Source organism: Celeribacter ethanolicus (genome assembly GCF_002407265.1).
GTDB lineage: Bacteria > Pseudomonadota > Alphaproteobacteria > Rhodobacterales > Rhodobacteraceae > Celeribacter > Celeribacter ethanolicus.
Window position 1 is genome coordinate 1,814,197 of sequence record NZ_CP022196.1, and the last position, 22,839, is coordinate 1,837,035.

The window sequence follows — 22,839 nt, forward strand, 5'->3', positions numbered from 1 at the left end:
CGCGCAAAATCCGCATAGTCGCAGCGACGGGGGAACCGTCCGGAGGAATTCCGAGGGAAACTCGACCGTGCCGAACGCCACAAGATCAACTGCTCTATCCGCCATTTTGCTGCTTTGCGCGACCACGGCGCAGGCCTTTGACGCACGTCTGGAGACCACTGCGGGCGACGATCTCAAGGCCCAGATCAAAGCCGCCTCCGCGGTGCTAGAAGCCGCCGACACCGATGTCACCGCACCCGAGGAGATCATCGCCGCCGTCCAGAGCGATTATCGCAACCTGATCGGCGCGCTCTATCGCGAAGGCTATTACGGCCCGAGCATTTCGATCCGCGTGGACGGTCAGGAAGGCGCCGCCATGTCGCTGATTTCCCTGCCGTCTTCCATTCAGAACGTGGTCATCAGCGTCACTCCGGGACCGCGTTTCGTCTTCGGCACTGCGCGTATCGCACCGCTTGCTCCCGGCACCGAATTGCCGGAGGGGTTCGTGAGCGGCGAGGTGGCCCATTCCAATCTCATCGCCGACGCCTCCGATGCCGCCATCGACAGCTGGCGCGCCGCCTCGCACGCCAAGGCGGAACTCGCCGACCAGTCCATCGTCGCCGATCACCGCGATGAGACGCTCGACGCCGAACTGACCATCGACCCCGGCCCCGCCGTCACCTTTGGCGAGTTGCATTTCGCGGGCAAAACGACCGTGCGCGACGACCGGCTGCGGCGCATCGCCAACCTGCCGACCGGCAGCGACTACAGCCCGGAAAAGCTCGCCCTCGTCACAAAGCGGCTGCAAAAAACCGGCACGTTCCGCTCGATCACCCTGCGTGAGGCCGCCGAGCTGAACTCCGACAACAGTCTCGACATCACCGCCACGCTGGTCGATGAAAAGACCCGCCGCCTCGGCTTTGGCGCCGAGCTGTCCTCGCTCGAGGGCGGCACGCTGAGCGCCTACTGGATGCATCGCAACATCACCGACAATGCCGACCGGCTGCGTTTCGAGGGCGAGGTCGCGGGGCTCGGCAGCACCACCGGCGTGGACGCGACCCTGTCGGCCAGCTATCGTCGTCCGGCCACCGTGACGCGCAAGACCACGCTGGTTCTGGGCGCCACGATCGAACATCTCGACGAACCGGATTACCTGTCCGACAGCGGACAGTTCACTCTGGGTTTTGAGGTCGAGACCTCGCCCAATTCGACGTTTTCCGCCGGGCTGGGCTATCGCTATTCCGAGGTCGAGGACGATCTCGGTTCGCGCAGTTTCTCGCATGTCATCCTGCCCATCGACGGCAGCCGCGACACGCGTGACAATGCGTTGAACCCGACTTCCGGAAGCTATTTCGAGGCCGAAATCCTGCCCTTCATCGGGGTCGGCGACTCCGCCTCCGGCACACGGCTTTTCGCCGACGGGCGCGCCTATCGCGCCTTTGGCGGGGACGACCGCTTCACCCTTGCCGCGCGGTTGCAGCTCGGCTCGATCGTCTGGGCCGATTACACCGAAGTGCCGCCCGACATGCTGTTCTTCTCCGGTGGCGGCGGGACGGTGCGGGGGCAACCCTATCAATCGCTCGGCGTCGATCTGGGCGGTGGCGATGAAACCGGAGGCGCGAGCTTCCTCGGCTTCTCCGGCGAGCTGCGCACCAAGGTCAAAGGTAATATTTCTGTCGTGGGGTTCTACGATCTCGGCGGCATCGGCACCTCCGCCCTGCCCGGCGAAGACGCCGAATGGCATGCGGGGGCGGGGCTTGGCCTGCGTTACAACACCGGCTTCGGCCCGATCCGCTTCGACCTCGCGGGCCCCGTGTCCGGCGACACCGGCGACGGGGTGCAAATCTACATCGGGATCGGACAGGCGTTTTGAAAAAGCTTCTCCCCATCACCCTCGCCGCCACCCTGCCGCTTACACTTGCCGCGCAGGACAGTGTGAACGAAGCGGACAACACCGCCGAGACCGCGCGCGACCGTTCTATGATCGTCGGCTTTCTCGAAGACAACCTGTCGGGTGCCGGGCGCGACATTCGCATCGAAGGCTTCAAGGGGCTTCTGTCTTCTACCGCGACGATGGACGAACTCACCATCGCCGACGCCGACGGCGTCTGGTTCACGCTCCGCGATGCCGAGCTGAACTGGAGCCGCAAAGCGCTGTTGGCCGGGCGGCTCGAGGTGACGCGGATCGCCGCAGGGGAGATCGTCTTCGACCGCCTGCCCGTCGCGGGCGAGGATGCTGGCGTCGATCTGCCCGACCCGGAGGCCAAACCGTTTTCCCTGCCCGATCTGCCGGTGTCCATCGACATCGGCGCCATCGAGGCGGAGCGCGTGCATCTCGGTGCACCGGTGCTCAAGCTCGGTGAAGCAGTGGAAATCAGCCTCACCGGTTCGGCGAAACTCAAAGACGGCTCCGGCGACACTGCGCTCGAGATCACCCGCATCGACGGCACGGAGGGTGCATTCTCCCTCACCGCCGCCTTCGACAACACCTCCGAAGAGCTGTCGCTCGACCTTTCGCTCGCCGAAGGGCCCGGTGGTATCGTCTCAACGCTTGCGAACCTCCCCGGCTCCCCCTCTCTGGCGCTCACCGCCAAAGGCTCCGGCCCGCTCGACGGCTTTGCCACCGACATCACGCTTGCGACACAGGGCGAAGAGCGGCTCACGGGTCGTGTGGCGCTCACCGCAGAACCCGATGAGGAGGCACCCGACGCCCCCGCGCCGCGCCGGTTTTCCGCCGATCTCTCGGGCGATCTGACCCCGCTCTTTAGCGCCGAATACGCCCGGTTCTTCGGTCCGTCCTCGACGCTCACCGCGCAGGGCGTCTCCTATCCCGAAGGCGGTTTCGACCTCGAACGCTTCGCGCTCTCGACCCGGACCCTGTCGCTCGTGGGTGCTACGACCATCGCCGCCGATGGCTGGCCCTCCGCCTTCTCGCTCTCCGGCACGCTTGAGAGCCCGGATGACCGGCCCGTGCTTCTGCCCTTCGGCGCGGCGCGCTCCATGGTCGAACATGCCGAGATTCTCGCCAATTATGACGTCACACGCGGCCAGAGCTGGTCGGCCTCGGTCGATATGGCGGGCTATGCGCAGGACGGGCTCGACATCGGGTCGGCACGTTTGGGCGCACAGGGCACGATCACCCAAAATCGCGATGATGCAGGTACGGTTCTGGGCGCGATCAAAGCCCGGTTCGGCCTGACGGTTCAGGGGTTTGCCTCCGACGACCCCGCCTTGCAAGAAGCCGTCGGCACCGCCCCCACGCTCACCGGTCAGGTGTTCTGGCGCGAAGGCGAGCCCTTTGTGATCGAAAGCCTAGAAGCCCGCACCGACGCCACCCGCGCCACCGCATCGGGCAGCATCGACGGGCTCGATGCCGGGTTCGAATTCACCGGACGCATGAGCCTCGACACACCGCGGCTTGCGCGCTTTGCGGCCCTGTCGGGACAGAACCTTTCCGGCGCGTTGAGCGCCACGGCGAAAGGTAGTCTTTCCCCCCTGAACGGCACGTTCGACATCGACATGGAGGCAACCGGCACCGATCTCAAAATCGGGACCGACCAGATCGACGCGCTCACCGGCGGCGAAAGCGTGCTGAATGTCGGGGTGAAGCGCGATGCGACCGGCCTCACCTTGCGCCCGACGCGTTTGAAAACCCGAGCGCTCGACGTGGCGGCCGAGGGGCAACTGGCCACGGAAAGCGGCGCGCTGTCGCTCACCGCGCAGCTCGACGATGTGGCTCGGCTCGGTGTCGCGCTGAGCGGCCCGCTGAACCTCAAGACCGAGATGCGTCACACCGGTACGGAGACACCATGGACGGCGCAAGCCGACATGACCGGGCCGGGCGGATCGACCGCCGCGCTCTCCGGTACGCTGACACAGGATTTCGCGACAGCAGCCCTCGCCCTCACGGGATCGGCCCCGCTGGGCCTGTCGAACCGGCTGACCAGCGCGGCGCTGACACAAGGCACCACCCGTTTCGATCTGGCGGTGAACGGACCTTTGGCCCTGTCCTCGGTCAGCGGCCAGGTGCAGGTCAATTCCGGGGCGCGCGTGGTGATCTCCTCCGCCGGGCTGGCGTTGACCGTCGATCGCGGCGTGGTGTCGCTCGATGGCGATCAGGCGCAGCTCGATTTCGCGGCCAGAGCCGACACCGGCGGCAGTCTCACCACCAGCGGGCAGATCGGCCTCACCGGCACGTTGCCCGCCAATCTCGACATCGGTCTGAACGGGCTGGGTCTCTCCGATCCGCAGCTTTACAGCACCACGATCGACGGCGATCTGAGCTTTAACGGCGGGCTTGCGGGCGGCGGAAATATCGCAGGCACGCTGACTCTCGGGCGCACCGATGTCACGGTTTCGCCCTCGGCCCTTGGCAGTGGCGGCGACATTCCCGAGATCGCCCATGTCGGGGCCTCCTCCGCCGTCACCACGACCCGCGACCGCGCGGGTCTGATCGCGAGCGCCAATGGTGGTGACGGCACGATCGCCTACGGGCTCGACCTGACGCTCCGCGCGCCGAACCAGATCTTCATCCGCGGGCGCGGCCTCGATGCCGAGCTGGGTGGCCAGCTCCGCCTGCGCGGCACCACGGCGGATGCCATCCCGGTCGGGCAGTTCTCCCTCATCCGCGGGCGGCTGTCGATCCTTGGCAAACGCATCACCATGAAGGAAGGCGCCGTCACGCTTCAGGGCGAGCTGGACCCGACGATGCGGCTTGTGGCGGAGACCGAGACCGAGACGATGACTGTGCAGTTGATCACCGAAGGCCCGCTCAGTTCGCCCGAACTGACGCTCAGCTCCTCGCCCACCCTGCCCCAGGACGAAATCCTCGCCCAACTGCTCTTCGGCAAGGATCTCACCGAAATCTCGGCCTTTCAGGCGGCACAGATGGCCGATGCGGTGGCGACCCTCACCGGCGGCGGCAGCGGGCTTGTGGGCTCGATCCGTGACAGTTTCGGGCTGGACGATCTCGATCTGCAAACCTCCGAGGAGGGGGGCAGTTCACTCAAGCTCGGCAAGTATATTTCCGACAAGATCTACACCGATGTGACCATCGACAATGCCGGCCAGTCGGTGATCAACCTCAACCTCGATGCCTCGCGCCACGTGACGGTCAAGGGGTCGGCAAGCTCGGACGGCGACACCGGGGTTGGCGTGTTCTTCGAACGGGATTACTGAGCCGGGCTTGACCCGTCTCAAGGCGATGAGGTGAAATGGGGTTAGTCTGGCGCCATGAGGGGGGGGGCACGCCATGGCCGAGACGGTCTTTCATACCGAAAAGCTTGTGAAAACCTATCACACCGGCGGCACTGAGGTGCACGCCCTGAGCGGTGTCGACCTCGATCTCTACGCGTCCGAACTGACCGTGCTGCTGGGACCGTCCGGCTCGGGCAAGTCCACGCTTCTGAACATCCTGGGCGGGCTCGATCATGCGACCTCGGGCCTTGTGGAGTTCCGTGGCCGCAATCTGACCACGCTCTCGGACCGGGCGCTGACGCGCTACCGGCGCGATCATGTCGGGTTCGTCTTTCAGTTCTACAATCTGGTGCCGTCTCTCACCGCGCGCGAAAATGTCCAGATGGTCACAGACATCGCCCCTAACCCGATGAGTGCCGAGGAGGCCTTGGCCCGCGTCGACATGAGCGACCGGATCGACCATTTCCCCGCCGAGCTGTCCGGCGGGCAGCAACAGCGTGTCGCCATCGCCCGCGCCATCGCCAAACGGCCCGAAGTGCTGCTCTGCGACGAACCCACCGGCGCGCTCGACAGCACCACCGGGGTGCAGGTTCTGGAGGCGATCCGGGAGATCAACGAGGATCTCGGCACCACCGCCATCGTCATCACCCACAACGCCGCCATTCAGGCCATGGCGCATCGCGTCGTGCGGTTTCAGGACGGCAATATTTCCTCGGTCGCCACCAACGCCACCCGGATCAAACCTTCCGAGATCGTGTGGTAAGCCATGCATGCGCTCGACAAGAAACTCCTGCGCGACTTCCGGCGGCTCTGGGGCCAGTCGCTTGCCATCGCTTTGGTTTTGGCCTGCGGGGTGATGATCCTTTTGACGGCTTTCGGCATGTACCGCGCGCTCGACGACACGCTTGAGGCCTTCTATGAGCGCAATGAGTTTGCCGATGTCTGGGCCACCGCCGAGAAAGCCCCGCGTCCGCTTCTGAGCGAGATCGTCGCCATCGAGGGCGTCCAGAGCGCGGAGGTACGGGTGCAGGAATATCTCATGCTCGACATTCCGGGCCGGGTGAAATCTGCCACCGGGCTGGCGCTCAGCCTGCCGGAGAATGGCGAAATGCCCGTGCTCAACGTGCCGATCCTGCGTTCCGGTCGCCTGCCCGATCCGCAGGCGACCGACGAGGTTCTGGTCACCGAACCTTTTGCGCAGGCGAACGGCTTTGCCCTTGGCGACAGGTTCGATGCGCTGATGTCGGGGCAGAAACGGACGCTCACCATCACCGGCACGGCGCTCTCGCCCGAGTTCGTCTATGCGATCGGCCCCGGCACGCTCATGCCCGACGATGCGAGCTTCGGCGTCATGTGGATGCCCGAGCACATGCTCGCCGCCGCGTTCGACATGTCGGGCGCGTTCAACACGGTCACGCTGTCGCTGTCGCGCGACGCGAGCGAGGATCGGGTGATCGACGCGCTCGATGACCTCTTGTCGCCCTATGGCGGCACTGGCGCTTATGGCCGGGTCGACCAAGCCTCGCATGCGTTCGTCTCCACGGAGATCAAGCAGCTCAAGAATATGGCGACCATCCTGCCGCCGGTGTTCTTTGGCATTTCCGCCTTTCTCGTCAACATGGTAATCGGGCGGATCATCGCACTTGAACGCGCCGAGATCGGATTGCTGAAAGCGCTCGGCTATACCGATCTCCACATTGCCGCGCATTACGTTTTGATGGCCGGGCTGACCGCCATTCTCGGCATCGCCATCGGCTGGATCACCGGCGGCATGTCGGCGCGCTGGATGGCGGGGGAATATGCGCAGTATTTCAAATTCCCCTATCTCATTTTCAACGTCTCCTATGACGCCTATGCGATCTCCGGTTTTCTTGCGCTTTTGACCGCCGCCCTAGGCGCGCTGCGCTCCGCCATGGGGGCCGCGCGCCTGCCCCCCGCCGTTGCCATGTCGCCGCCCGCACCGCCGCGCTACAAACGCTCGCTCTTCGACCGGATGCTGGCCGCGGCCCGCCTCAGCCAGCCCTCCATGATGATCTGGCGCTCGATCTTTCGCTGGCCGCTCCGCGCCGCCATGTCGGCGCTTGGTCTGTCTCTGGCCGTGGCGATCATGATCGCGGTCGGGTTCTTTTCCTATTCGATGAACGAGATTTCCGATGTCGCCTTCAACCAGTCGAACCGCGAGGACACGGTGCTTTTGTTCACCAAGGACCGTGCGCTCTCCGCACTTGAGGATGTGCGCAAGCTGCCGGGCGTGATGGAGGTCGAGGGCGAGCTTTACACTCCCGCAAAACTGCGCCACGGGCATCTGGAGAAACAGCTCTCCATCGTCACCCGTGGGCCGGGCGCAACACTTGCGCGCTCGATTGACGAGACCGGCCATGTGGTCGAGGCGGAAGGCACCGGCTTGCTGATCACCACGCGTGTCGCCGAGGTGCTGAACCTCTCTCCCGGCGACACGGTCGAGGTCGAATTCATGACCGGACGACGGGAAACCCACATCCTGCGCGTCGCCGCCATCACCGAACAGTTCTTCGGCCTCGGAGCCTATATGACCCGCGACGAAATGGCCGGGCTCACCCGCAGCCAACCGCAAATCTCGGTGGCGAATATCACGCATGACCCAAGCCAGGACATGGCCTTCAACATGGCGATCAAGGACACGCCAATGATCTCGGGCGCGGTGCGGGTCACCGATATGAAGGCCTCTTTTGCGGCCACGCTGGACGAGAATATCTCGATCATGAACGGGTTGTTCATCATCGTCGCCGTGCTGATCACCGTCGGGCTGACCTATAACAGCGCCCGCATCCAACTGTCCGAGCGCGCCCGCGAACTGGCCTCCCTGCGCATTCTGGGCTTCTCGAACTGGGAAGTGTCCTATGTGCTGGTCGGGGAAATCATGCTGATCGCGGCTCTTGCCCAGCCTCTGGGCTGGCTGATCGGTTTCGGGCTCGGGCATCTCATGGCCGCGAGTTTCACCTCCGATCTCTACAACATTCCGATGGTTCTGCCGCCCGCCGCCTATGCCCTGGCCTCGCTTGTGGTCTTGGCGACCGCATTCACCTCCGTCATGGTGGTGCGGCAACGCGTGGACCGTCTCGACCTTGTCTCCGTGATGAAAACCCGGGAGTGACCTGATGACTTCGAAATCCCGCAAATCGCTCTTGAGCCTCATTGTCCTGGCCCTCGTGGCAGCGCTCCTGTTCATCGCCTTCCGCCCGCATCCGGTGGCGGTCGATCTCACGGAGGTGACGCGGGGCCATATGGCCGTGACGATCAACGCCGACGGCAAGACCCGCATCCGCAATGTCTATGAGGTCTCCTCCCCCATCGCGGGCACGGCGCTGCGCTCACCGGTCGAGGAGGGCGATGCGGTGACGGCGGGCGATACGGTTGCCCGCGTCGAACCCCTCAGCCCGTCCTTGATCGACGCCCGGAGCCGGGTTCAGCTTGAGGCCGCCGTCCGCGAAGCCGCCGCTGCGGCCGATCTCGCGCAGGCTCAGTTGCGGCAATCCGAAGAAGAGCTGTCCTACGCCCAAAGCCAGTTCGAGCGGACCAGGGCGCTTGTGACCCGCGGCGTTTCCTCCGTGACAACGCTGGAAGACGCGCAACAGCTCCTCTCTGTCCGCAACGCTGCCCGCGACGCCGCCGTGTCGAATGTCCAGATGGCCCAGTCTTCCCTGGCCCGCGCCAAGGCAGCGCTGATCGAGCCGGGAACCGAGGAGAGCACAGGCGAGAGCTGTTGCATCGCTCTCACCGCCCCGATTTCCGGCAGGGTCCTGTCGATCACCCAGGTCTCCGAACATGCGGTCGCGGTCGGCTCATCCTTGTTGTCGCTGGGCGATGTGACGGATCTCGAAATCGAAGCGGATCTGCTCTCCTCCGACGCCGTCGGCCTCGAGATCGGGGCCCGCGCCATGGTCGAACGCTGGGGCGGCACGCCCGCACTCGAAGCCCGCCTCAAGAGCCTCGCGCCCAAGGCCGAGACCCACACCTCGTCTCTGGGCATCGAGGAACAGCGCGTCTCCGCCGTCTTCGACCTCATTACCCCCGCTACGGATCGCCCCGGCCTCGGGCATCAATATGCCGTGTTTCTCAAGGTGGTGGAATGGGAGGCCGAGGATGTGCTCATGATGCCGGTCTCGGCGATGTTCCGCGACGGCGACGGCTGGGCGGTCTTCGTCAACGACGGCGGCGTGGCCCGGCAGAAGGCGGTCGAGATTGGCCACCAGTCGGATCGCATGGTCGAACTGCTCTCCGGGCTCAGTGAGGGAGATCAGGTCATCCCGCATCCCGCCGACACGATTGCGGACGGGGTGCGCATCGTGGATCGCGAGAGCCTCTGACCTGCGCAGCGCCTAGGAGAAATAGCCGATTTTCTCGGCAATCATCCGGCCCTCTTCGGTCCCGAGGATCTGCGCCACCTTGGCCTTATGCGCCGCCACCGCGAACGCGTGCCATTCCGCAAGTTCCGGATCGCGGGCAAACCCGGCGCGGATCTTGCGCGTCAAAGGAGACGGCGTGACATAGCGCAGGTCCACATCCCCCGGGGTATTATAGCCTTTCCAATAGTTCACAGAGGCCCCCAGTCGCTCCGTCAACACCGCATCGCCGCGATCCACCTTGACCAGAAACGCCTCCATGCTGCGGATGGCATAATGGTTGAGCTGGGCGAATTGCACGGTGCTCACCGCGTCAATCGCCTTGGCCCCGCCATCGGTATAGTCCGCGTCGAGCACGCTGCCGGAGCCGTCCCGCCAGACAAACCCGGTCTGCGAGAACTCCGCCAACAGAGGCCGATGATTGCGCCGCCGCGTGAACGGGACTTCGTTGCGGAACATCGTCTTCACCGCGTTCGACAGAGTTTTCCCCACCGCCCGCGCCGCCTCATAGCCCTTGTTGCGCTCGGTGAACTGCCCGACCAGCGGCGCATCGACGAAAGCCTTCTGGCCATTGCTGTTATAGGGAATCGAGGTGAAGGAGATCACATCCGTCTTGCCCACCCGATCGAGAAACCCGTCGAGGGTTTTCGTCCGGGTGTTGACCTGGAGATATTCGTCCACGTCGGAGAACATGATCCAGTCCGCATCGCGGTAGATGTTGAACAGCGCAGCATAGCGCAACGCCATGACATGCCACGCGCCCTGGCTGCGTTTGAGCATGCGCGGATTGGGCACATGGGTGACATGACCCATCTCGGCCAGCCGGTCGAGGATACGGTCGGTGCCATCGTCGCAATCGTTGGTCACGACAAAGAAATGATCGAACCCCAGCGCCATGTGATGCGCAACCCAATCGAGAATATAGGGTCCCTCGTTCTTCATCGGCGTCACGATCATGTAACGGCTTTTCTTCGCCATATCAGCGCCCCTTGTCCATGGTGCCCCGTACCGTTCCGACAATGGCTCCGACATCCGCCGCCCCTTCGAGGATCACGACGGAGGCCCCCAGCCGGATTTCGACACCCGCAGCACTCCCGCCGATCTCCGGCACCCCCGGCCAATCCGTGAGATCGAGCGTCACGCCCGGATGCCAGTCGGTGATCCGGCTCAGCCCGCCCCAAGCGATGACATAGGTGGTCTTTCCCGGCCCGCCGGTGAGCGTGTTCTCCCCGGTGCCGACGCGGATCGTGTCGTCGCCCTCTTCCGAAATCACCCGGTTGCGCCCCGGCCCTGTATCGATCTCCGAAGACCCCGGCCCGTCGGTGATCAGATCGTTGCCATGCCCGCCGAAGATCGTGTTGTGGCCTTCGTTGCCGTGAATCTCATCGTCGCCCGTGCCCCCATCCAAATGGTCGTGCCCGCCGCCGCCCCAGAGGTAATCGTTGCCCGCGCCGCCAAAGAAGCGGTTGCGGTCCTTGCGCCGTTTCGAGCGCGCGATCAGCCGGTCGTTCCCCGCCCCACCATGGAATTCCGCACCCGCGTATTTCGGCCCGATCATCACATCGTCGCCCAGCGAGCCCTGCACCTCGATCGTCACCCGCTCCGAGGTTTCAAACTCGATCGGGCTGTCGGGATGGGCCACAATGCGCAGGCGTTTGCCATCGCGCGAGCCGTCCGCATTGGCTTTCTCATTGCGAGACACCACCGTGGCGATGCGGATTTTTTCAATGTTGGCAGGGGCATGCAAAACATAATCGTCCGGCCCCGCCATATACCAAAGCGTGTCCGTGCCGCCGTCCTTGTTCTCAACGATCTTCTCGGCGTCCGAGCCATAGGCCCAATAATCATTGTCGCCCCGGCCCCCGGCCATCACCACCGTGCCATCGACCGCCATCATCGCGTTCACACCATCGGCCGGGTTCTCAAATCCGCGCAGGTCCAGCCCGAGGTTCAAAGCGCCTTTGACAAGCTCCTCGCGCAGCCGTTCCAAAGGTGCCGTATCGGCGAGGTTCGTGGTCTCGCCCGGATCGGCGACCACGTCATAAACATGCTCCTCGCCATTCGGGTAGCGGAAATAGCGATACTGGCTCAGCCCCTCGACCGAAGGCCGCACAGAGAGCGTGCCGAATACGCAGGTGATCGGCGATTTCGTCGTGTCGAACGTGCCAAAGCTCGCGTCGATCAGCGGCAAAAGGCTCTGCCCCGACACCCAGTCGGGCCGATAAGGCAGCCCCGCCAGATCCATGATCGTCTTGGGCACATTGTGCAGCGACACCGGCAGCGTGACCTCCGTCCCCGCCTCCATCCGCGGCGACCAGACGCAAAGCGGCACATGGGCGGCGCTGTCCCATTGGCTCATCTTATGGAAACTGTCGTGATTGCCGAGGTTGAAGCCGTTGTCCGACAGCAAAAGCACCGTGGTTTTATCGCCGATCTCCGAGGCCTCCAGCGCGTCGAGGAACCGCCCGATCTCGTGATCCACATGCGAACAGGCTGCGAAATAGGCCCGCACCACCTGCCGCCAGCCCTCGTCCCCCGCCCGCTCCGGCGTCCATTGACCATTGACGATATAGGCCAGCTCATAGACAGCCATGCCCGGCTGCGGCCCATGATAATCCGCCTCGGCGGCAATTTCCGGCCATGTGATCTTGTCGACGTCATACATCTGATAAAACCGGTCCGGCGTCACCAGATTGTAATGCGGATGCTTGAACCCGAGCTGGATGAGATGCCGCCGCTCCGGGTCGATTTTCGCCAGATGGTCGATGGCATTCTGCGCCACCCAAAAATCGAAAAACCGGTCGTCCTGCGAGCCGTCGTCATTCGGGTGATTGACCCCCGCAACCCCCGGCCCCTTGCCGTCGAGGTAATCCTTGACGCCCTTGCGCCCGCCCTTGTCATTGGCCTCCACGTCGTGGTGGAACAACAGGCGTTTGTACTCCTCCGGCATGGCTTTGTAATTGCCATCGGTCTTGCCGGTGGTGAAGGTCTCGAACCCGGCACGGCGCAGATCGTATTGCCACGCCGCCGTCGGCGGCAAAAGATCGCGCCAGAGCCGATTGAGATCGACAAGCCCGGTGCGAAACGGCGAAAGCCCCGTCGCCAGTTCGGCGCGGCAGGGCGCGCAGAGCGGCACGGTGGCATAGGCATTCGCAAAGCGCGCGCCCCTGGCCATCAGCCGGTCGATATTGGGCGTCTTGATCTCGATCCCGAAGGCGTTGCGCCATGTGAAAATGTCGATCATGTCATCAATCCAGATGACACAAAGATTGTCGCCCCGGATACTCTCGCGATCAAAGCCCATAGGCCGCCTCCTTTTGCCAAAGCGCCGTCAGCTTGCCATAGGCCTCCCCCGCAAACACATCCTCGCCCGGCCAGATCCAAAGCCGCGCGATCTGCGCCTCGCCCAGCGTCTTTTTGATCCCCGCCCGGTCGCTGCGACAGCCGATGAACAGGTCATGAAACCCGGCCTCCAGCCCCGAAGGCACGGCCAGCCCGCTCGGCGTCTCGCCATTGACCGCCAATTTCATCTTGCCGCCCTCGACCGAGGCACAGACCAGCGAGAAACACCCCTCCGAATGCGCCGTCGGTCGGGTCAGACCCGCCACGCCATCGCGGAATTTCAGCTCAACCACCCCGTCGGCTTCCGAGAGGAAAAGATAATCGCGCCCCTCGCGCGGGTTCAGCGTCATCAGCGTACTGGCCCGCCCCATCGGAGAGGCAAACATCACCGCCACACTGAACCGGGGCGCCTGAAGCGCCAGTTCTTCAAGGGCAAATCCGCAATTCACCCCATCGCGCAGCCGCAAGACGGGCCGGGCACCAAGGGTTTCTTGCCGCGCATGGCCCTCATTCGGGGTCGCCGGGCGCGCAACCCGGGTGCCCGACAGGTCGCGCCAACCGCTAACACGTCCGTCCTCGATCACCAGACCAGCCGCATCGAACACGATCCCCCCGGGGTTTTCTTGCGCGTCGGCAGCAGGCAGCAACGCGCCTTGGGGCAGGTCCATATCGACATATAACATCAGCCATGCACCTCAAGTCGGGCGGGCAAGGCCCAGCGTTTCACATCGGGTGCAAGCGAAGACGTCCAACTGTCACGCAAGGCACCGGGGCCGTCCCAAGCATAGCTCAGCATCAGCCCCTTGCGCGGGGCGTTCTCGGCCATTTCGATCAAAACATCGCGCGGCTCGTCCGCATCCACCGTGACCGAAGCAATCGCAATCGCACCCTCCGGCCCCGCGATCCGCAACCCGCCATCGACGGCCCCAAACGGATTGTCAGCCTCCAGCACCAGAGGCGTCGCCGCATCGGTGCGCAGGCGGATCGCGCGCTTGCCCTCCCATTCGGCCAACAAGACCCTCGGACAATGCCATCCCCGCCCGGCTTCGATCTCCATCAATGCCGCCGCCTCCGTGCGGGCGCGCAGGCGCATCGCCGCTTCGGTCGGACGCAGCGCCTCGTCCAGCTCAAGCGCATAGCTCGGAAGCGTAAAGACCGGCCCCATCTCGCCACCATAAACCGCCAGCTCCCATTGTGCCGCCCGCCGGTCGCGCCCCGGCTCGGAGGCCGTGGTGTCGAACACCATCAGCGCCGGCACTGGGCGCAAGTCTATCTGCCAGAACGCCTTCGCAAGAGTTTCAAGCAAAGCGCGCATCGCAGGCGCAAACTCGGCCTCCGGCGTCAAAATATCTTCGAGCGCGAAATCGACACTCAGCGCGGCAAGCTTTGCGGGTTTGTTCAGGGTCTCGGCCAGCGCCTTGAGATTGGCGGCGGCGCGCATCAGATTGTCAAAGGCCTTGCCCGATGCCAGATCGGCCAGAGACGCCGAGCGGTCGGTCTCGCAACGTGCAAGGATCAGGGGCAGCCCCCGCCCTGAAACCTGCCGCAGCCGCAGCATTTCCTCGGCCAAAAGCGCGTCCTGTGTCTGTTCGCGCAGGCCCTCGGCGCGATGCGTTTCGGGCGCGTCCTCGATCCCGGCCATGCCGACCGCGCCGATGTCATCCTCGGGCACCACGATATGATAGGGATAGGCCCCGGCCCCCGGAATGGCGCGCGTGCGTCGCGCGCCGCCAAGGCTCAACACGCCCAGAACCGGCCCCGGCGTTTCCGCCAGAATGGCCCCGCCTTCTATGGCTCGCCGATAGCCGCGTGGCCCCGGCATGCCCGGAAGATTGGCGTCAAAGAACAGCCAATCTCCCAGCGCGCGCAGGTTCCAGGCGTCCACATCGCCCAACACCTCCGCGTCGATCGGAACGACAAGACGCTGGCGCAGATCGGCCACGACCCGATCGGACAGTTTCAGGATCAGCCCGGTGTCGTCATAGCGGATGACATCGCCGTTGCGCGCCCGCAAAAGCACCCGCCCGTCACCCGTTTGCTCGATACGTCTTTCGTCGGAAGACATTGCCTGCCCTTGCTGAACCCTGTTTCAAAGATAGTCCGGAATGTGTTGCCCTGTCACCCGGCCCTGTCACGACCGCCCTGCGTCACGTTCGGCTCCGATCGAAAATCAGCATGCCGCGATCCTGCCAGTCCTCGTTAAGGGCAAACCCGAGCCCTTCAAGCACGTCCTGATAAGCCTCCTGCGGCGCATCCTCACAGAACAGCTCCATCGGCAGAATAATTCGGCGCAACCGGTCGAGCTTCATGTTCACAAGCACGCCCGGCGTCACATCCCGGTCGCAAAGCCGCAAGACGGAAGGGCGGAAATCCTTGGCATAGGCCAGAAACCCGCTCGCCTCATCGGCCCCATCCGTGGCGAAAACGAGCGGCCCGTCGGTGACCCGTAACCGCGAGCTGTCCATCAGACCGTTGCGCCGTGCCAAGCCTTCGGTCACCCGCGCGATGTCGGGGCGGCTGTGCTGGGCCATGGCGATGAGATCGGGGACGGTCTTGAGCGCCTGAAGCACCACGACCCCCGCCTCGCCGCCGATGTTGAGCAACCGATCCCCGGCCTGCAACTGCGCGGTGATGAACCGCATGTGACGACGCGCGTATTTGCCCTCCGCGATCTGGTCGAGCGCATCGGGTCCGAACACGGCGGCATCGGCCGGGATCATGATGTCATGATTGGCGACCACGTCGATATGCGGATTGTCCTGCAATTTCACCTTCGGCGGCAGGAAATCGTCATGCCAGCCATCCGCGACCGGGTTGCGGCGCTCTTCTTTGGGTTTGTCGGAGGTGGTCTTTTCGACCTCGCTCATGAGCGCGGCGATCTTGGCCGGATCGCGGGCCTGCGGCGGTTTCGCGACCACCTTGTTGATCGGCACCTTGCCTGCCTCGATCAGCCCGCGCTTCATCTCGGCATAGGCTTCGGTCTGTTTGTACTCGTTGAGCCGCGCCTCCACCCGGTCGAGGGCCGCGAAATGGAGCCGGTTCAGAACCGGGTCCTTCAGCAACTCCTCCATGATCTCCGCTCGCCGCGCCGCATGACGCAGGATCGAGTCGTCTTTCACCTCGTTGCGGTCCTGAAGCGCCCAGTAATCCGCGTTATACTTGTCTTTCTTGTTGTTCACGTTGCCGCGGAACTTGCGGATCGCATAGGCGTCGATGCCCTTGACCGCATAGTGGTTCATCTGCGCCCAGTCATAGCCCAGCGTGCGCCGGATCGAGCGCCAGCCGCGAAACTTGAAATAATCCTCCATCGGCGCGCCCGAACCATTGAGCCAATGCACCGTGTCGGGATAGCCGTCCTTGAGATGCTTGGTCTTCATCTTCGGGCGGTGAATGCCGAGCTTCCAATATTCCGGGTCGAATTTGAACAGGGTCTTCACACCCCAGCCCTTGTTCCACAAAGGCGGTGCGGCATAGAGATATTGCTCGGTCACCGGATCGCGCGACCAGTCCTCGACATAGCCCGACCCGAAAATGCGCCATGTGATGACGATGCCATTGGCACCCTTCTCTTCCGCCTCGCTCAGCATGCCGTCAAGCGTGCCGTCGCCATGTTTGATGCAGAGAAACTCATCCGCATCGAACACCAACACCCAATCCGCCGCCGCCACCAGCGGCTCCTCCTGCGCATAGTTGAGCGCGGAGGGCTGCGGCTTGATACCTTCGGGGATGTCGTTGCGCCGGTGATAGCCAAGGCCCAGCTCTTCGAGCCGGATCAGCATATCGTCGGTGCCGTCGCTACAGTCGTTGGTATAGACCAGAATATCGGTAAAACCGACCGCCATATGATGGGCGAACCACTCCAGAAGATAGGGCGCTTCGTCCTTCATCATCGACACGGCCATCACCGTGCCATGCGGGCTGACATGTTTCTTCAGATCCATGCCGCGCGCTTACTCCAGCGCCAGAGACGGGTCGATCCCAACTTCCTTGCACATGCGATCGGCATAGGAATTCTCCAGCGGCACGTTCTTGCGCCACCACGGTTTGGTGCCGTTGGTGTAGAGATGAACGCTGACCGTGTTCTCGGTGAACCAGCCTTCGACACGCCCGTAAGGATCGTAGAAGATGTCGTTCAATTGGAACGGCACCGGATAGAGCACGTCGTTGGTCATCGCATGTTTGATGTCACCGGTCTGCTGGGCGAAATAGGTGAAAGCCTGCGGACCGAAGGCGGTGCGTTCGGTCTTGTAGATCCGAACCGGCAGAGGAATGGACGGGTCGAGCCGGTCCATCTTCTTGCGCTGGTTCTTGTTCCACCAGGCCGGGTAATCCGGCAGGTTGTCGTAATAATCCAGCAGACGGTCCATCAGCTCGCCCGTCTGCGGAATGCCGACCACACCACAGTTGAGCGCCCCGCGCATGCCGTGCCCCGCGTAGATATGCTCCCATTCGTCCGGGAAGGGCTTGTGGCAGAACGCATCGCAGTCGATCCAGATCGCGCCGGTCTTCTGGATCATCTTGTAGCGGAACACATTCGACAGGAAGGAAGCGGAGGTGTTCTCCACCACGCTCATGTCGATGTCCATGATCTCCGAGGCGGGGCGGATGTTGACGCCTTCGGGCGCGTTCGTCACCTCGTCGGTGCAATAGAGCGTCGTCGGATGGCCGTGCCGCAGGTGCGATTTGAGACACAACTGATTGAGATATTGCAGCTTGTCGCCGATCCACAGGGAGGCGACGGGACGACGGTTCAGTTGCATGATGATACTCTCTGCCCTGGTTGACCATATGAACGGGGTCTCTGCCCTTTTCTCGCGGAGCTTATCCCAAGCGCCCCGGCCTGTCTATTGCCGCTCACAGGCCGCCTAGGAGGAAAGTCGCGAGAAATCTTGCGAAACCCGGTGCTTGGCCCACCCGCACCACCGCAACTCGATTGCGCACAAGGCGATCTGTGCTAGTCTCCCGCAAAAGGCAAAATGTGACGAGATCCCGCCCCGTGTTCAATCCCCAGTCTCCCCTGACAGATGACATCGTGACACTCGAAAACGCGCTCATCGTGCCTTGGGGCGAAGGGCGTAAGCGCGGCATTTCCCGGCCCGCCGGGGTCTATGATGCACAGGGGGTCTATCAGCAGCTCAGTCAGTGTTTCCGCAACACCTCCGCCGCCACCACCACCGAGCCGAAAGGCCCGGTCCCAGAGGCAGAGGACGAGCTCAAGGGCACATGGCTGTTCGGCGGGCTGCTGTATCAGCATTTCGGTCACGCGCTTCTGGAATCCACCTCCCGGCTCTGGGCCCGCAGCGTGATGCCGGAGGTCGAAAACGTCGCCTTCCTGATGAAGAAACAGGTGAACCGCCCGCGTCGTTTCACCGATCCGATGGCGCCGATGATCGACATGTTCGCCGGAGGCATCGGCAAGCTCGCGGGGATCAAGGCCCCGACCCGTGTTGAGCGTCTTGTGCTGGCACCACAGGGGTTTGGCACCGGCGACATGATCGCCGGGAGCCCGGAGTTTCGCGCCCACATCCACAAGGTGCTCGCAGATCGCGTCAAACCCGAAGGGCCCGAAAAGATCTACATCTCCCGCACGGAGCTGTATTCGAAACGCGGTCGCTATTTCGCCGAGGACCGGATCGAAGCGCTGCTGAAAGCCGAAGGCTATCACATCTATCACCCGCAGACCCATGACCTCGAAGCGCAGGCGGCACAATATGCCGCGGCCCACACGATCATCTCGAGCGACAATTCCGCGCTGCACATGGCAGCCTTCTTCGCCCGGCCCGACAGTCGCCTGGCGATCATCCAGCGCCGCCCGGCCGATGTGCTCGACGACTATCTGACGCAATACCAATGGTTTGCCAGGATGCAGATCAACGTGATGGATGCGCTCAATGGCCGCTATTACCAGTTCGACGGAGCCGGACAATCGAACGAGCTTTACGCGGAGCTGGACTTCCCCACGCTCGGGCGCAAGCTTGTTGAAGCCGGCTACATCAATGACACAACGGGCTGGACCGCCCCCGGCCCCGAGGTGATCGAAGCGGAACGTCGTCTCTTGAGCGAGAAACTTGGCATCGAGATCCGGCTCGCAGAGATTTCGCACGAGGCTTAACACTCAACCGACCGGTCAGTTGCGTCCCAGCCCCTCTCACCCTATGGCTGGATCCCGTCATCAGGATAACGGTGGGCTTGAACCGAGCACACGAGAACATGTTTCATCCCCGCCATGCAAACGGTGAGCTTGTGGTACGTTCTGAAGGAAAGGGCATTGCGGAAATCGAATTCTGTTAAACTTTGTTAACAAAGAAATTCGATCTGTTGCCTATCCACCACACTGTTGAGCTCGCCCCATTTGCTTCCAGCGTGGTTTTTGGTACGCTACGGCCCAAACGCAAGAAACGCCCGGAAGGCGCCTATTGTTTTGTGTTATATGGGAATTTTGTATTCGACCTTGGTTGCGGGAGTAGGATTTGAACCTACGACCTTCAGGTTATGAGCCTGACGAGCTACCGGGCTGCTCCATCCCGCGACAGGGTCGAATGTGTGTTAAGCATCGTATGAGAGATTAATAAGCTGATTATTAGGTTTGGCGGTGACCTACTCTCCCACGTCTTAAGACGCAGTACCATTGGCGCAATCGTGCTTAACGGCCGAGTTCGGGAAGGGATCGGGTGTTTCACTGACGCTGTGACCACCAAACCGAATAATGAGCTTATGTCCAAGTCAAGTAAGTTTTGTGTATGCTTTTGATTTCGTTCGAGTAAGAGCAGTTTTGCTTTTACTGGATCAAATCAAGCCTATCGGGCAATTAGTACTGGTCAACTGAATGCATTGCTGCACTTACATCTCCAGCCTATCGACGTGGTGGTCTTCCACGGCCCTCAGGGATACCTTGTTTTGAGGGGGGCTTCCCGCTTAGATGCCTTCAGCGGTTATCCTTTCCGATCATAGCTACCCTGCACTACCGTTGGCACGATAACAGGTCCACCAGTGGATCGTTCACCCCGGTCCTCTCGTACTAGGGGCAACTCCTCTCAAGTATCCTACACCCACGGCAGATAGGGACCGAACTGTCTCACGACGTTCTAAACCCAGCTCACGTACCTCTTTAAATGGCGAACAGCCATACCCTTGGGACCTGCTCCAGCCCCAGGATGAGATGAGCCGACATCGAGGTGCCAAACACTGCCGTCGATATGGACTCTTGGGCAGTATCAGCCTGTTATCCCCGGCGTACCTTTTATCCGTTGAGCGATGGCCCTTCCACTCGGGACCACCGGATCACTATGGCCGACTTTCGTCTCTGCTCGACTTGTCAGTCTTGCAGTCAGGCTGGCTTCTGCCATTGCACTCAACGAGCGATTTCCGACCGCTCTGAGCCAACCTTCGCGCGCCTCCGTTACTCTTTGGGAGGCGACCGCCCCAGTCAAACTACCCGCCACACAGGGTCCCGGGCCCAGATAATGGGTCGCGGTTAGACATCAAGCAGAACAAGGGTGGTATCTCAAGGAAGGCTCCACAGGAACTGGCGTTCCTGCTTCAAAGCCTACCACCTATCCTGCACATGTTGTGCCTGATGCCAGTGTGAAGCTGTAGTAAAGGTGCACGGGGTCTTTCCGTCTAACCGCGGGAAGCCTGCATCTTGACAGGCAATTCAATTTCGCTGAGTCGATGTTGGAGACAGCGGGGAAGTCGTTACGCCATTCGTGCAGGTCGGAACTTACCCGACAAGGAATTTCGCTACCTTAGGACCGTTATAGTTACGGCCGCCGTTTACCTGGGCTTCAATTCAAGGCTTGCACCTCTCCTTTTAACCTTCAGGCACCGGGCAGGCGTCAGACCCTATACGTCGTCTTGCGACTTCGCAGAGCCCTGTGTTTTTAGTAAACAGTCGCCACCCCCTGGTTTGTGCCCCCAGCCAATACTTGCGTAGAAACTGGGCCTCCTTCTCGCGAACTTACGGAGGTATTTTGCCGAGTTCCTTCAACATCGTTCTCTCAAGCGCCTTGGTATTCTCTACCAGTCCACCTGTGTCGGTTTAGGGTACGATCTAATGAGAGGCTATTTCCAGGGACCGCTCAGCCGCCCATTCAATCCGATAAGGATGAACGACCTTTGCGATCCGTCACTTCTCTCTGGCCACTGAATATTAACAGTGTTCCCATCGACTACGCCTTTCGGCCTCGCCTTAGGGGTCGGCTTACCCTGCTCAGATTAGCTTTAAGCAGGAACCCTTGGACTTTCGGCGACAGGGTCTCTCACCCTGTTTGTCGCTACTCATGTCATCATTCTCACTGGTGATCTCTCCACGGGATCGCTCACGCGCCCGCTTCACAGAAAGCTTCGAGCCTCCAATGATCCCGAAGGATCTAAGGAGGCATGAAGCTATATCACACCACGCTCTGCTACCATGCCTTACGGCATCCTCGGCTTCGGCTCATGGCTTGAGCCCCGTTACATCTTCGCCGCAGGACAACTTATCTAGACCAGTGAGCTGTTACGCTATCTTTAAAGGATGGCTGCTTCTAAGCCAACCTCCTGGTTGTTTTGGTCGTCCCACCTGCTTTCCCACTTAGCCATGAATTAGGGGCCTTAGCCGGAGGTCAGGGTTGTTTCCCTCTCCACTACGGGCGTTAGCACCCGCAGTGTGTCTGCCATCTAGTACTCCCGGGTATTCGGAGTTTGGTTAGGATCAGTAAGCCTGTGGGGCCCCATTACCCATCCAGTGCTCTACCCCCCGGGGTATTCGGATGACGCTCTACCTAAATAGATTTCGCAGAGAACCAGCTATCTCCGAGTTTGATTGGCCTTTCACCCCTAGGCACAACTCATCCCGACCTTTTTCAACAGGTGTGGGTTCGGACCTCCAGTAAGTGTTACCTTACCTTCATCCTGGTCATGCCTAGATCACTCGGTTTCGGGTCTGATCCCACGAACTCATGCGCCCTATTAAGACTCGCTTTCGCTGCGCCTACACCTAACGGCTTAAGCTTGCTCGTAAGACCAAGTCGATGACCCATTATACAAAAGGTACGCCGTCAGGACTCGAGGTCCCTCCGACTGCTTGTAGGCGTCCGGTTTCAGAAACTGTTTCACTCCCCTCGTCGGGGTGCTTTTCACCTTTCCCTCACGGTACTGGTTCGCTATCGGTCAGTAAGGAGTACTTAGCCTTCGGGGGTGGTCCCCCGATCTTCAGACAGAATTTCACGTGTTCCGCCCTACTTAATACGTCCAATTGAGCTTCCTGTACGGGGCTGTCACCCGCTATGGCCAGACTTTCCAATCTGTTCCAGTCACTCTCATGGCTCGGCTGGTTCCCGTTCGCTCGCCGCTACTAGGGAAGTCTCTATTGATGTCCTTTCCTCCGGGTACTTAGATGTTTCAGTTCCCCGGGTTTGCTCTTAAAACCCTATGTGTTCAGGTTAAAAGTACCTGTTTCAGCAAGATATAAGCAGCCTAAGCTATTATATCGAACTGTCAGGTGGGTTCCCCCATTCGGAAATCCATGGATCAAAGCCTATTCTCGGCTCCCCATAGCTTATCGCAGAGTATCACGTCCTTCATCGCCTCTTACTGCCAAGGCATCCACCAAACGCCCTTCTCGCGCTTGATTTGATCCAGAAAGAGCAAAACTACATGATGTCCTACCGCCTGTCGGCGACTTGAGGACGAAGTTTGCGAGCAACGCGAGCTGGTAAAGACGCGAAGCTATACTTTCAGGACCAAAAGCATACTTTCCCGCTTCCGATCTTGTATGGGATCGGAAACGCGCTGCAGTTCCGCAGAACCGCAACTTGGTTAGTTTACTTGACTTGGGCAACATCATCTTTTCAGCCGCGATACAGACGTTGGACCGGGAATGTGGTCCGCTGAATGCCTTCCTTGCGGAAGCGACCGAGATCAACCCTCACTTGGGCGATCAACGATGTTGCATTTAATC

General features: G+C 61.7%; 12 protein-coding genes, 1 tRNA gene and 2 rRNA genes. 6 read left to right on the forward strand and 9 right to left on the reverse strand.

The features are described 5' to 3' along the window. The first annotated feature begins 67 nt into the window (after positions 1 to 67). The 5 genes from CEW89_RS09015 (at position 68) to CEW89_RS09035 (ending at position 9,521) form a co-directional block, all read left to right on the forward strand. Complete coding sequence (locus tag CEW89_RS09015; RefSeq protein ID WP_157779809.1) at positions 68 to 1,852, forward strand: autotransporter assembly complex protein TamA; 1,785 nt, start codon at positions 68 to 70, stop codon at positions 1,850 to 1,852. Next, positions 1,849 to 5,157 (forward strand): translocation/assembly module TamB domain-containing protein, encoded by a 3,309-nt coding sequence (locus CEW89_RS09020; RefSeq protein WP_096805676.1) that lies wholly within the window; start codon positions 1,849 to 1,851, stop codon positions 5,155 to 5,157. Before CEW89_RS09015 ends, CEW89_RS09020 begins: the two co-directional genes overlap by 4 nt. Before the next feature lie 73 nt (positions 5,158 to 5,230). Beyond that, positions 5,231 to 5,938 carry an ABC transporter ATP-binding protein gene (locus CEW89_RS09025; RefSeq protein ID WP_096805677.1) on the forward strand — a complete coding sequence of 236 codons (708 nt, stop codon included), beginning with the start codon at positions 5,231 to 5,233 and terminating at the stop codon, positions 5,936 to 5,938. Positions 5,939 to 5,941: 3 nt separating this feature from the next. After that, a complete protein-coding gene (locus tag CEW89_RS09030) occupies positions 5,942 to 8,308 on the forward strand; it encodes an ABC transporter permease (protein ID WP_096805678.1) in 2,367 nt (788 codons plus the stop codon). Positions 8,309 to 8,312: 4 nt separating this feature from the next. Further along, positions 8,313 to 9,521, forward strand: a complete 1,209-nt coding sequence (locus tag CEW89_RS09035; protein WP_096805679.1) for an efflux RND transporter periplasmic adaptor subunit — start codon at positions 8,313 to 8,315, stop codon at positions 9,519 to 9,521. Positions 9,522 to 9,533: 12 nt separating this feature from the next. Here CEW89_RS09035 and CEW89_RS09040 read toward each other — a convergent pair whose 3' ends face one another. The 6 genes from CEW89_RS09040 to CEW89_RS09065 form a co-directional block, all read right to left on the reverse strand. After that, complete coding sequence (locus tag CEW89_RS09040) at positions 9,534 to 10,535, reverse strand: glycosyltransferase family 2 protein (RefSeq protein WP_157779810.1); 1,002 nt, start codon at positions 10,533 to 10,535, stop codon at positions 9,534 to 9,536. A gap of 1 nt (position 10,536) precedes the next feature. Then, positions 10,537 to 12,861 (reverse strand): sulfatase-like hydrolase/transferase, encoded by a 2,325-nt coding sequence (locus CEW89_RS09045; protein WP_096805681.1) that lies wholly within the window; start codon positions 12,859 to 12,861, stop codon positions 10,537 to 10,539. After that, on the reverse strand, positions 12,851 to 13,582 hold the full coding sequence (locus CEW89_RS09050) for a hypothetical protein (RefSeq protein WP_096805682.1): 732 nt from the start codon (positions 13,580 to 13,582) through the stop codon (positions 12,851 to 12,853). Before CEW89_RS09050 ends, CEW89_RS09045 begins: the two co-directional genes overlap by 11 nt. Further along, on the reverse strand, positions 13,582 to 14,964 hold the full coding sequence (locus CEW89_RS09055) for a hypothetical protein (RefSeq protein WP_096805683.1): 1,383 nt from the start codon (positions 14,962 to 14,964) through the stop codon (positions 13,582 to 13,584). The genes CEW89_RS09050 and CEW89_RS09055 overlap by 1 nt, the downstream gene beginning before the upstream one ends. 82 nt (positions 14,965 to 15,046) lie before the next feature. Then, positions 15,047 to 16,840, reverse strand: coding sequence for a glycosyltransferase family 2 protein (locus CEW89_RS09060; protein WP_244906183.1), 1,794 nt, complete (start codon positions 16,838 to 16,840; stop codon positions 15,047 to 15,049). A gap of 9 nt (positions 16,841 to 16,849) precedes the next feature. Beyond that, complete coding sequence (locus CEW89_RS09065; protein ID WP_096805684.1) at positions 16,850 to 17,659, reverse strand: hypothetical protein; 810 nt, start codon at positions 17,657 to 17,659, stop codon at positions 16,850 to 16,852. Positions 17,660 to 17,931: 272 nt separating this feature from the next. On the opposite strand from CEW89_RS09065, the gene CEW89_RS09070 reads away from it, so the two are divergent. Then, on the forward strand, positions 17,932 to 19,011 hold the full coding sequence (locus CEW89_RS09070) for a glycosyltransferase 61 family protein (RefSeq protein ID WP_157779811.1): 1,080 nt from the start codon (positions 17,932 to 17,934) through the stop codon (positions 19,009 to 19,011). Between the two features lie 340 nt (positions 19,012 to 19,351). Here CEW89_RS09070 and CEW89_RS09075 read toward each other — a convergent pair. The 3 genes from CEW89_RS09075 to CEW89_RS09085 all read right to left on the reverse strand — a co-directional run bounded on the left by CEW89_RS09075 (position 19,352) and on the right by CEW89_RS09085 (position 22,512). Then, positions 19,352 to 19,428, reverse strand: a tRNA-Met gene (locus CEW89_RS09075). Positions 19,429 to 19,483: 55 nt separating this feature from the next. Beyond that, positions 19,484 to 19,598, reverse strand: a 5S ribosomal RNA gene (gene rrf, locus CEW89_RS09080). A gap of 88 nt (positions 19,599 to 19,686) precedes the next feature. Continuing rightward, a 23S ribosomal RNA gene (locus tag CEW89_RS09085) occupies positions 19,687 to 22,512 on the reverse strand. Between the last annotated feature and the right edge of the window lie 327 nt (positions 22,513 to 22,839).